The sequence below is a fragment of the Epilithonimonas hungarica genome (genome assembly GCF_900102265.1).
Lineage (GTDB): Bacteria > Bacteroidota > Bacteroidia > Flavobacteriales > Weeksellaceae > Epilithonimonas > Epilithonimonas hungarica.
In genome coordinates, this window is record NZ_FNBH01000001.1 from 1,431,960 (window position 1) to 1,444,132 (window position 12,173).

Consider the following 12,173-nt stretch of genomic DNA (forward strand, 5'->3'; position numbering starts at 1 on the left):
TTTATTCTTCGTTAATATGGAATCCGATAGTTCTGATTGGTTCGTCTTTCGCTTTGTAGTTTTCAAGTTCTTGTTTCAGGTCTTCGATCCTAGCTGCAAAACGGTCATAAGAATTATCTTCTGCCTCGGATAAAAATTGTTGAACGCTATTTAGATATTCTCCTGTTAGTTTAGAGGCTGATTCTTTCAGACAAGCATCCAGAACCCCTTGACCGATTTGTATGTTTTCAGTTCTGTTTTTCAGATAGAGACTTCGGATCCGCTTTTTGAGACTTTGGGTGAAATCAATCAGCATTGTATTGGAGAAAACTTTCATTTTTTCTGCAGGCTCTTTCCAAAATGGGATCTGATCAGCTTTGTTGTTTTTTAATATTTTAAGCAAAGTTGCATTTTCGTTCAGATTCTTTGTCATGTTGAAAAGCAGCATCTCAGCTCTTTCCTGTTTGTTTGGCGGGAAAACCGGAATCAAAACATCAAATCTTCCCGGCGCAAGAATCTCTGGTTCTATTCCGATCAGCTCTTTTGCAGAACCGATCATCACAATGTTTTCTTTTTCGAATTTTTCGATGTTGTGGAGTGTACTTTCTTTTACGTCTTCATGATCAGAATTGATGATCTGCTTTTCCTGCCTTTGCATCATTATCTCGTCAAAGTTTTCTAGGAACAAAATGACATTGTCCTTTTTGAGTATTTGAGAAAGGTATTCATCAAAGCTTGTTTTTTTATCATTGACCAGAATCGATTTTAATTGAGATTTTCGGATTTCGAAAAAATCAAAATCGATCATCTCTGCAATTTTTTTAGCCCAGAAGATTTTTCCGCTTCCCGGAGGCCCATAAACAATAATACCAGCAGCTTTCTGGATTCCCCAATTTTCAGATTGTTCCGGATTAAGGAAAGGTTCCAGCATGTCTGAAATATAAAAGAATAGATCTCTGTAACCAATGAAATCTCTTTGTTTGAGCTCAGTTTTATCTCCAAAATAATTGTAAATGAACTGATAATTCCCACCAAGCTGATTATCTATCCCGAATGTTGATATTGATGATTTGTAGATCCCGTTATCATAAATATTAGGGAATTGATCTTGAATGATCTGTTCTATTTTTTCTTTCGGTTGATGGATTCTTTTCGAAATATCATCTGCAGTTTTTTCCTTATTCAGGTCTTCATCATATTTTTTTAGAAATTCCTGATTTTCTATGGCAAATCTTTCAAAATTTTGGGTAATATTGAGATTCGGAGAAAGACAATCAGAGATCTCAAGGTCAAAGTCCTGGATAAACTGTTTGATGCTTTCTTCGGAAACGTCCAGCTTTTTAGAAAATTCGGTGATATTTTGAATCATTTTTAAAATGTTTTTATGAATTTAAACAAAAACCGTACAAATCAAAGTAACAATGTTGTCAAGAATCAGACTTGTATATAAAATATTTCTATGGAAAAAATTTTGGAAGTAAAAAACTTGACCAAAAAGTTCAAACATATTGCGGTCAACAATATTTCCTTCGATGTAGAAAAAGGTAATGTCTATGGTCTTTTAGGACCTAATGGAAGTGGGAAGTCAACCACTTTCGGGATGCTGCTTTCTACGATCAATCCAACTTCCGGCAGCTGGAAATGGTTTGGAAAAGAAGGAACGGATACTCATACGCTCAAAAAAATCGGAGCAATTATAGAGCAGCCAAATTTCTATCCCTATCTAAGTGCGGAAAAGAATCTTGAAATTGTAGCAACGATCAAAGAGATTCCGTATTCAAGAATTGATGAGGTATTGGAAGTGGTCAACCTTTTGACGAGAAAAAAAGATGCATTTAAAACCTATTCTTTGGGAATGAAGCAACGTTTGGCGATTGCTTCTGCTTTGCTTGCAGATCCTGAAGTTTTAATTTTGGATGAGCCTACAAACGGACTTGATCCGGAAGGAATTATTCAGATCAGAGATATTATTAATTCAATTGCAAAATCGGGAACTACGATCATTGTTGCAAGCCATCTTTTGGACGAGATAGAGAAAATCTGTTCCCACGTTATCGTTCTGAAACAAGGAAATGCGATCTATTCCGGTTCTGTGGATGCCATGAGCAATACAAAAGGTTTCTTTGAACTGAAAGCGGATAATATTTCTGAGCTTGTTTCTGTTCTTGGATCTTTCGGGATTTTCTCTTCTGTAAAAGAACAGGATAACCTTATAATTGCCCAGATTTCTAGCGATATTTCTGCATCGGAACTCAATAAAAAATTATTCGAAAAAGGAATTTCTCTTTCTCATCTCCAGAAGAAAAAAGAAAGCCTTGAAACCCAATTCCTCGAACTTGTAAAACAATCCAACTCATGATACGATTATTAAAATTAGAATATCTCAAGAATCTGAATTACAGACCTTTCAAGATTTTTTCAGGTTTGTATTTTGTTGTTCTTATTGTTCTGCTGTTTATTGGTTTGGTAGATTTTGATATTTTAGGGATGAAAATCAATCTTAAAGAGCAGGGGATGTATAACTTTCCGGGTGTTTGGAATTTCACGACTTATATTGTAGGATTGCTGAAGATTTTCCTTGGTTGTATTATTGTTTTCTCTATATGTCAGGAGTTTAGCAATAGGATGTTCAAGCAGAATATAATTGATGGATTGAGTCGGGAAGAGTTTGTTTTTTCAAAGCTTTTGACCATCTTGGCTTTCACTGCTTTTTCAACATTATTGGTTTTTGTGATCGCTTTTATGCTAGGAAAGAGTTATTCGGTAACACAAGAGGGTGATCTGGTCACTAAAGAAATATATTTCATCTTCAATTACTTTTTGAAGTTATTTAGCTTCTTTTCGTTTCTAATGTTTCTATCCATTCTTTTCAGAAAATCGATTTTTGTGTTTCTTGGATTTTTTATGTTTTGGTTTGTAGAGAAAATTTTAATCGGTATTGAGACTTTTAGAGCTCAACAAAATATTACTGAATTGGAAAAAGCTAAAGTTTTGAGTACAACCACTTTCTATACAGATTATTTGCCTTTGGAAAGCATGTCGAATTTGATTCCTAATCCATTGATAAGAACTAATATGGCACAATTGTTAGGGATGCAGTTCAAATTTGAATATCCTTGGTACAGTGTAATTGCTTGTATTGTCTGGTCAACAATTTTTATATTGGGAAGCTATTGGATACTTAAGAAAAAAGACTGGTAATAATTACTTTAAATGAGATATTGTAAAGATAAATATATCAATAGTTTAATATTTCTTAATTAAAGTTAAATATAATTATATTTATAACTGAGATTAAGATATGATCCAACCATCAAAACTGATTTTAGTGGTTTTTTAATTTTCTTGTAGATTTTTATCTACAAAATTTCCTTATTTTAAAGGCTTTTTTAACCCAATTTTAACTTTTAAAGTGTTGGTTTTAACAATAAAACGGATAATTTTGTAGCAATGGATTTTAGATTAATCATAGCTGTATTTTGTATTGTATTTTCTTCTCAGATTGTAAAAGCACAGAAGAGTTATAATGCTTTGGTCTATGAAGGAAACAAAAAATTTGATGCCAAGGAATATGAAGCTTCTTCCAGCAAATATCTGGAGGCAATTGCTGAAAAAGAGGGAAGCTATACAGCTCATTATAATCTTGGAAATGCCTTGTACAAAAGCAAAAAATATGAAGAAGCTGCTGCTGAATATCAAAAAGCGGCAAAGTTGACTAAAAGTAAGTATGAAAAGGCTGCGGCAATTTATAACCAAGGAAATGTACAGATGCAGTCCAACAATCCGGAAAAAGCAGCTGAACTTTATAAACAAGCCCTGAAGCAGGATCCTTATAACGAGGCAATTCGAAAAAACTATGAGATTGCAATGTTAAAAGACAAAGAAAAAAAAGACAAAGAAAAAAAAGACAAGCAAAAACAAAAACAGGATTCGAACAAAGGAAAAGGAGACGGCAAAGACCAGAAAAATAAAGACCAGTCCGATAAAGGAAATCAGAAAAAAGATCAACAAAACGGACAAGGTGATAAGCAAAAAGGAGAAAATCAAGGAAAACCTGATCAGCCTAAAAAGCAGGAAAACAAAATCCCTGAAGAAGCAGAAAAGATGATTTTGCGTGATATTGAAAATCGCGAGAGAGAGACTGCAAGAAGAATTTTAAACAAAAAAGCCAATTCGATGCCGCAAAGCAACGAAAAGGATTGGTAAATGATAAGAAAAAATTTATACATATTATTCACATTAGCATCGGTTTTTTCGTTTGCTCAGGTTAATCTTTACTCAGAAATCAACACAAAAGAGAGTAGGGTGAATTCTCCTTTTGTTTTTACTGTTGTTTTAGAGATCTTTGGGGAGGATCTGAATATGGAAACTCCCATTAAGCTTCCCGATTTCTCAAAATTCAATTACGAATATGCATCTGAACAAAATACATTTATCGATCCCGTAAAAAAAATCAGGATCAATCAAATGGTTTATCAATTTGCTCTTGATCCCAAACAAGCCGGAAATTTTAAAATTGGTTCGGCCCTTGTAAAGATCAATGGGAAGATGTACAAAACTGAGCCTATTGATATCATTGTAAAAGAAGCTGAGAAAAAACCTCTTGCTATTGCTAATAATACTGCAAAAAATATGTATCTGAGCATGCAGGTGGAAGAGCGGGAAGTTTACAAAGATGAGCCCGCTATAGTCGTTTTGAAAGCATTTTCCAGGAACATTTCGAATTTCCGACATCTGGAACCTGCAAGATTTGAGCCTGCCAGGAACCTTGCGATCCGTTCTATCGCTAACTTTGATGAATCAATAGAAGACTCGGAGAATAATTATTCTTCACAGGTTATTGGGATGTTTGTAGTTGTACCAAAAGTAGTTGGTATAATGGATGTTCCTCCTATGGAAGTGCCTTTTGCCAATCATAAAACAGCTCTCATTTCCAATAAGGTAAAAATCAACGTGAAAAAATTACCGGAAGGTGCTCCAGAGAATTTTAAAGATGCAGTGGGGAAATATGATGTGAAAATCGAAATGGTCGATAAAGGAAAAGAAAATTTTGAGATCAACAAGGCTTTTAATATTTCGGTAAAAGTATCAGGTTGTGGTAATCTTTCTCCATCGATTGTACCAAAAATTTTACCTTCCCGTGATTATGAGGTCTTTGAACCAAAAATTATCAACAATTCTGTTCCAACCGTCAAAGGAATTGAAGGAGATATAGAAGCGCAATATATTATCATTCCAAAGAAAAGGGGAGATTTGAAAATTGCGACTGAAGGGTTTTCATATTTTGATCCAAAGGAAGAGAAGTATGTTGAAGTTGGCTCTAAGTTTTTGGCACTGAACGCAGTTAATGCCCAAGACATCGCTAATGCCAAAACTACCTTACAAAAAGTAAACGAATATACTAACAATGTTCTGGAAAAAGTGGATTCTCCAGTTATTAACACTGAGAAACTGAAAGTAAAGGAACATAAGGGGATCCGCTGGTTTGCGATCTTTGGAAATCTTTTCATTGTCGGGATCGGGGCGTTGCTGTTTCTTTATTTTAACAAGAAGATCAAAGACAAAAAGAAACTCCTTTTAGAAAAGAAAAACATGCCTGTTCAACCGATTGTCAATATCGAAGAAACTGAAGCTCTTTTGAGAAATAAAAAGAAATTTGAAATAGATTCTTATTTCAATTATTTGAATAAAAAAATAAATGAAGGTCAGCCTTCAGGTTTTTTTGACGCATTTGAGGAATTGAAAATGGATGCTGACCAATACTGCAAAGAGCATTATTCTTCGAATTTTTCTGATTATCTCCGAAATAATTTCGGATCGGGTCAATTTGAGAAGTATAATCAATTGATCACCAAGATCAATATCGAGAAATATTCTCCTTATTCATCTGTAGATAAGCAATTTGAAATATTGAACGAAATAGAGGATATCTATAAGATGCTTTAGAGAATTGTCAAAAATATTTTATATTTTTGCGAAATCTTTAAAATGGAATTTATGGGATTTTTAGAAGAGTTTTCAATCAAAGAAACAATGACCGCTTTTATGGTTTTGTTTGCTGTAATAGACATTTTGGGTTCGGTCCCGATTATTGTTTCGCTTCGTCAGAAATTTGGCAAAATTGAGTCTGAAAAAGCTGCAATTGTTGCTGGATTATTGATGATTGCTTTTCTCTTTATCGGAAATAATATTTTGAAGTTCATTGGCGTGGATGTCAATTCTTTTGCGATTGCAGGAGCTTTCGTGATTTTCATCATTGCCATAGAAATGATTTTAGGAATAGAAATCCATAAGACAAACCAACCACAAGCTGCATCCATTGTCCCGATTGCATTCCCTTTGATTGCGGGAGCCGGAACTTTGACAACGACTTTGTCATTAAGGGCAGAATACCACGATATCAATATCATTTGCGGGATTGTCCTTAATACAATATTGGTTTACATCGTTTTGAGATTAGCACCGTGGATTGAGAGAAAAATGGGAGAGGGTTCTTTGCAGGTTTTACAAAAAGTTTTCGGAATTGTGCTTTTGGCCATTTCTATTAAATTATTTACCGCTAACTTTGCACAACTATTTCAGAATTACATTCACTTTTAATATTATTAGAAAATGAAGACATTTTATAAAGTATTCTTAATTCTTTTTATCATTTTTATTGGTATCAATGTTTACGCTATCGATTGGCGTTCAGGATTTTTTGATGATGAAAATACCAAATTCATATTCTCTATTTCATCAGGGATTTTAGGAATTATAGTAGTTTATATTCTGCATACTTGGAGTAAGTTGGCAGAGAGAAAATAATAAAAAAACGCTTCAGATCTCTGAAGCGTTTCTTATTTTACTAATTCAAATTCTGAAGTGCATTTTTCAAAAACTGAATACTTGTCTTATTGATTTTAGATTGAGTTTGCGCATTATCCCATTGTGACAGAATCTCTTCCACAACTTCATCTTCACATTCATACTTATCTTCATCATCAAACATTACAGAGGTTGCAAAATGAATCAATTCTTCTTTGCTGACTTCATCAGAGAGGAATCTTTCGCAGATTTTTATTAATTCTAATCGGGTTATGATCATATTTGGTTTTCAAATAACGATGACAAAGATAAACTTTTAGATTTTGAAAATTATTTTTAGGGCAGCTTAATCCGCCTTCCGCTCCCAATCTTTTTTGCAGAAGATTTCAATTTAGATAGAACTTACTGTCCACGCAAAAAAGGATTTCCGCTCAAGTCGGGCTGCGAGTAATTCGATGTTCCTAATTTCTATCATAAAGCTTCTCATACAACTTGATAAAATGCTCTTTCACCGCTTTTCTTTTTAGTTTTAAAGTAGGGGTCAGCAATCCGTTGTCTTCAGTCCAGATCTCAGGTGTTAATTCAATTTTTTTGACTTGTTCCCACTTACCGAGATGTTGATTGATCTTCTCGATTTCCTTTTCGATTTCAGATTTTAAATCTTTAGAATTGGCAATGTCTTCAAGAGAAGTCCCGATATTGATATTATTTTTTGAGGCCCAGGTTTTAGCATGTTCAAAATCAGGTTGAATTAATGCTGTAGGCATTTTTTCACCGTCACCAACGACCATGATCTGTTCGATGAATTGAGAGGCTTTTGCAAGATTTTCGATCACCTGAGGTGCAACATATTTCCCGCCGGAAGTTTTGAACATTTCTTTTTTTCTGTCCGTAATGAAAAGGAAATTATCCTCATCCAAAATCCCGATATCACCGGTTTTGAAGTAACCATCTTCTGTGAAGATCTGTTTTGTCTGTTCCTCATCTTTGTAATAACCCTGCGTTACAGTTGGACCTTTTACAGTAATTTCCCCATCTTCCTGGATTTTAACATCGATATTTTTGATTGGCCTGCCAACCGAACCGATTTTTGTAAATTCAAAACTGTTGACTGCGATCACAGGCGAAGTTTCCGTCAATCCGTAACCTTCCAAAATCGGAATTCCGGCAGCATGAAACATGGTATTCAGACGTTTTGATAAAGCGGCGGAACCGGAAACCAATGTGATGAGATTTCCGCCCAAACCTTCCCTCCACTTGCTGAAAACGATTTTATCCGCAATGATGTGAGCCAAAGATTTTGAACTTCCCAATTTGTAATTTTCAGCAACTTTCAGGGACCAGAGGAAGATTTTAGCTTTGATTCCGCCGGACTCGGTTCCTTTTTTATAGATCGCATCATAGACCTTTTCCACCATTCTCGGTACAACCGTCATATATTGTGGTTTTACTTCCTTTAGATTTTCACTGAGTTTTTCATTACTTTCAGCAAAATACATAGAAATTCCGTTGGTTGTGAAAAGATACAGAATCATTCTTTCGTAAACGTGACAAAGTGGAAGAAAACTCAATGCTCTGTTTTTGGAATCCTTGTGCGGGATTCTGTCTTCACAGCCAATCACATCGGAAACAATGTTTTTATGTGTCAGCATTACGCCTTTTGGTTTCCCTGTCGTGCCGGAAGTATAAATAATCGAAGCCAGATCATCTTCAGAAATCGAATCTTTAATCGAATCAACTTCTTGCTGATTATCATTTTCTTTTCCTAAATCAAATAGTTCTTTCCAGTTTTTAGCATTTTCAACATTGTCAAATGTAAAGATCTCCTGCAAATCCGGTAATTGATTTTTAACCGAATTGATCTTGTCATATAATTTTGCATCAGAAACAATACAGATCTTAGAATCCGAATTTTCCAGATTATAAACACAGTCTTCAGCCGAAATGGAAGGATAGACCGGAACGGTCACGATGCCGATCTGTAAAGCCGCTTGGTCAAAAAAACACCACTCGACCCGGTTGTTGGAAGAAGTGATGGCAATTTTATCTCCCTTTTTGAGACCGTATTTCAATAAAGCTCTGGATAGCTGGTTTGTGATTTTGATATAGTCATCCGTTGAGATTTTCTCCCATTTCCCGTTTCTCTTGTCACAGATAAAATCATCTTTTTCGAAATGTTCTTTCGAATAATAAGGAATGTCGAAGATTCTTTTTACTTCCATTTTGTGATATGTTTTAAACTATCGTTTAACGCAAATATAAATAAATATGGAAAACCCTCAGAAAAAAAGCTATCCATTGGATAGCTTGTCATTATTCTTTGTACATTCTGTCGTATAGATCTTGAAATTCAGCTTTTATAGCCTTTCTTTTCAGTTTAAGGGTTGGCGTCAGAAGTCCGTCGTCGATCGTCCAGACTTTTGGGGTCAATTCAATTTTTTTGATCTGCTCCCATTTCCCGAGATGCTCATTGATTTTCTCGATCTCTTTTTCGATTCTTGATTTTACGGCAGGGTTTGCTGCAATTTCTTTATGAGAATCAATGATTTTTACATTATGCAGTTCTGCCCAGTTTTTTGCATAGGCAAAATCCGGCTGAATCAACGCACAAGGCATTTTCTCACCATCACCGACAACCATGATCTGTTCAATGAATTTGGAAGCTTTTGCAAGATTCTCGATTACCTGAGGTGCAACAAATTTTCCTCCCGAAGTTTTGAACATTTCTTTTTTTCTATCCGTGATGAAAAGAAAATTGTCTTCGTCAAGATGTCCGATGTCACCAGTTCTGAAATAACCATCATCAGTGAAAGCTTCTTTCGTTTTTTCTTCATCTCGGTAATAGCCTTCGAAAACAGAAGGTCCTTTTACCACAATTTCGCCGTCAGATTCTATTCTAACTTTTACATTTTCTAGAGGAATTCCAACCGAACCAACTTTCACTTTACCAAAGCTGTTTACCGAAATTACAGGTGAAGTTTCCGTCAAGCCATAACCTTCTAAAATTGGAATTCCGGCAGCGTGAAACATGGTGTTCAAACGTTTTGAGAGGGCAGCAGAACCGGAAACAAGCGTGATGAGATTTCCTCCCAAACCTTCTCTCCATTTTTTGAAAACCAATTTGTCCGCAATGGTGTGCATAAATGACTTTGGCTTTCCTAACTCGTATTTCTCAGCAATTCCTAATGACCAAAGGAATATTTTTGATTTTAATCCGCCTGCAGCTGTTCCTTTGTTGTATATAGAATCGTAGACTTTTTCCACCAATCTTGGAACAACCGTCATGTACTGAGGTTTAACTTCCTTTACATTTTCTCCGATTTTCTCGATGCTTTCAGCGAAATAGATAGAAATTCCATTACTTAGATATAAATAGAAGATCATCCTTTCGAAAACGTGGCAAATCGGAAGAAAGCTAAGCGCTTTCATATCCTTATAATCCAGACTTTTATCTTTCGGAATTCTTGGTGTACTTGCAGTAACATTAGAAACCAGATTGTTGTGGGTCAATTGAACACCTTTTGGTTTTCCTGTCGTTCCGGAAGTATAAATGATTGTCGCAACATCTTCCGGATTGATAGATTTTGCCAGATCATCCACTTCAATTTGTGTCGCATCATTTTCTCCAAGGTCAAGGATCTCGTTCCAGTTCGGCGCACCATCAATATCATCAAATGTGAAAACCCCTACTAATGATGGGATATTAGGTTTTGCGTTTGTAATTTTTTTATAAAGGTCTGCATCGGAAACAAAGCAGTATTTGATTTCAGAATTGTTGAAGATATAAACATAATCTTCTTCGGAAATAGTAGGGTAAACCGGAACTGTAACCACACCGATCTGGGAAATTCCAAGATCCATCACGGCCCATTCCGTTCTGTTGTTAGAAGATATCAGACCAATTTTGTCGCCAGGTTTTATCCCAAGCTTCAAGAGACCTCTGGAAATTTTGTTCCCCTGATTGATAAACTCAAGAGTAGATGTTTTGATCCAATTTCCGTTTTTCTTCGTGACAAGACAATCTTCTTTCGAGAATTTTTCGAAAGCAAGAGCAGAGAAGTCGAATATTCTTTTAACGTTCATAAAATATCTTTGTTAATATATTATTAAAATTGAGTTTACATTATCGTAAATATAATTTTTTTTTCTCAAACAACAAAATGCGACAATTTTCTTTGATTTTTTGCCAAAAAGTTTATATTTACGAACGAAAAAAATAATAAAAAAACTTATGGATTTCAATCTTACAGAAGAGCAACAGATGATTCAGCAAGCCGCAAGAGATTTTGCACAAGCAGAGCTTTTGGAAGGCGTTATCGAAAGAGATAATGAACAAAAATTTCCTTACGATGCCGTAAAAAAAATGGGCGAAATGGGATTCCTCGGGATGATGGTTGACCCAAAATACGGTGGTGCTGGACTGGATAGTGTTTCTTATGTTCTGGCAATGGAAGAGATTGCTAAAGTTGATGCATCTGCTGCAGTAGTAATGTCCGTTAATAATTCTTTGGTTTGCGCTGGTTTGGAAAAATTCTGTAACGAAGAACAAAAAATGAAATATCTGAAACCACTTGCAAGCGGGGAAGTGATCGGCGCTTTTGCCTTGTCTGAGCCGGAAGCTGGTTCTGATGCGACTTCTCAGTCAACAACGGCTGAAGATAAAGGTGATTATTACCTTTTGAACGGAACCAAAAACTGGATCACAAACGGTGGAAACGCCACTTATTATATCGTAATAGCACAAACCAATCCGGAGAAAAAACATAAGGGAATCAACGCTTTTATCGTGGAAAAAGGTTGGGAAGGCTTTGTTGTAGGAAAGAAAGAGGACAAACTGGGAATCCGTGGCAGTGATACACATTCTCTAATGTTTACCGATGTTAAAGTTCCAAAGGAAAACAGAATCGGGGAGGATGGATTTGGGTTTAATTTCGCGATGGCTGTTTTGAATGGTGGTAGAATCGGGATTGCTTCTCAGGCTTTAGGAATAGCTTCCGGAGCTTATGAACTGTCTTTGAAATATGCTAAGGAAAGAAAATCTTTTGGGACAGAGATCATCAATCATCAGGCGATCGCTTTCAAATTGGCTGATATGCATACAAGTATTATGGCTGCAAGAATGCTGATCTACAAAGCGGCCGCTGAAAAAGATGAAGGCAAAGATATCTCGGAAAGTGGTGCAATGGCAAAATTGTACGCGTCTCAGGTTGCGATGGATACAACGATCGAAGCAGTTCAGATCCACGGAGGCTATGGCTATGTAAAAGAATATCACGTGGAAAGAATGATGCGTGATGCGAAAATCACTCAGATTTACGAAGGAACTTCAGAAATTCAAAAGATTGTGATATCCAGAGCTATCTCGAAAAAATAACTAACTTTGAGCC

11 protein-coding genes are annotated in these 12,173 nt (G+C 35.6%); 7 read left to right on the top strand and 4 right to left on the bottom strand.

The features are described from left to right. Position 1: 1 nt before the first annotated feature. Positions 2 to 1,348: an ATP-binding protein gene (locus tag BLT30_RS06560; RefSeq protein WP_089872522.1), complete on the bottom strand. Its 1,347-nt coding sequence runs from the start codon at positions 1,346 to 1,348 to the stop codon at positions 2 to 4. 90 nt (positions 1,349 to 1,438) lie between these two features. Here BLT30_RS06560 and BLT30_RS06565 point away from each other — a divergent pair, with 90 nt between their 5' ends. The 6 genes from BLT30_RS06565 (at position 1,439) to BLT30_RS06590 (ending at position 6,786) form a co-directional block, all read left to right on the top strand. After that, entirely contained in the window at positions 1,439 to 2,338 is a 900-nt protein-coding gene (locus BLT30_RS06565; RefSeq protein WP_027382542.1) for an ABC transporter ATP-binding protein, read from the top strand. Next, positions 2,335 to 3,180 (top strand): ABC transporter permease subunit, encoded by an 846-nt coding sequence (locus BLT30_RS06570; RefSeq protein WP_089872524.1) that lies wholly within the window; start codon positions 2,335 to 2,337, stop codon positions 3,178 to 3,180. The genes BLT30_RS06565 and BLT30_RS06570 overlap by 4 nt, the downstream gene beginning before the upstream one ends. A 249-nt stretch (positions 3,181 to 3,429) precedes the next feature. Continuing rightward, entirely contained in the window at positions 3,430 to 4,185 is a 756-nt protein-coding gene (locus BLT30_RS06575) for a tetratricopeptide repeat protein (protein WP_089872526.1), read from the top strand. Beyond that, positions 4,186 to 5,925, top strand: coding sequence for a BatD family protein (locus tag BLT30_RS06580; RefSeq protein WP_089872527.1), 1,740 nt, complete (start codon positions 4,186 to 4,188; stop codon positions 5,923 to 5,925). A 51-nt stretch (positions 5,926 to 5,976) separates the two neighbouring features. Next, positions 5,977 to 6,579 (top strand): MarC family protein, encoded by a 603-nt coding sequence (locus BLT30_RS06585; RefSeq protein ID WP_027382538.1) that lies wholly within the window; start codon positions 5,977 to 5,979, stop codon positions 6,577 to 6,579. Between the two features lie 12 nt (positions 6,580 to 6,591). Then, positions 6,592 to 6,786 (top strand): hypothetical protein, encoded by a 195-nt coding sequence (locus tag BLT30_RS06590; protein WP_089872529.1) that lies wholly within the window; start codon positions 6,592 to 6,594, stop codon positions 6,784 to 6,786. A gap of 40 nt (positions 6,787 to 6,826) precedes the next feature. Here the strand turns inward: BLT30_RS06590 and BLT30_RS06595 are convergent, their stop codons facing one another. The 3 genes from BLT30_RS06595 to BLT30_RS06605 all read right to left on the bottom strand — a co-directional run bounded on the left by BLT30_RS06595 (position 6,827) and on the right by BLT30_RS06605 (position 10,869). Next, positions 6,827 to 7,066 (bottom strand): hypothetical protein, encoded by a 240-nt coding sequence (locus tag BLT30_RS06595; protein ID WP_089872531.1) that lies wholly within the window; start codon positions 7,064 to 7,066, stop codon positions 6,827 to 6,829. 181 nt (positions 7,067 to 7,247) lie between these two features. Next, positions 7,248 to 9,008, bottom strand: a complete 1,761-nt coding sequence (locus tag BLT30_RS06600; RefSeq protein WP_089872533.1) for an AMP-dependent synthetase/ligase — start codon at positions 9,006 to 9,008, stop codon at positions 7,248 to 7,250. 91 nt (positions 9,009 to 9,099) lie between these two features. Next, on the bottom strand, positions 9,100 to 10,869 hold the full coding sequence (locus BLT30_RS06605; protein ID WP_089872535.1) for an AMP-dependent synthetase/ligase: 1,770 nt from the start codon (positions 10,867 to 10,869) through the stop codon (positions 9,100 to 9,102). A 148-nt stretch (positions 10,870 to 11,017) separates the two neighbouring features. Here BLT30_RS06605 and BLT30_RS06610 point away from each other — a divergent pair, with 148 nt between their 5' ends. Next, positions 11,018 to 12,160: an acyl-CoA dehydrogenase family protein gene (locus BLT30_RS06610; protein ID WP_089872537.1), complete on the top strand. Its 1,143-nt coding sequence runs from the start codon at positions 11,018 to 11,020 to the stop codon at positions 12,158 to 12,160. Positions 12,161 to 12,173: the final 13 nt, after the last annotated feature.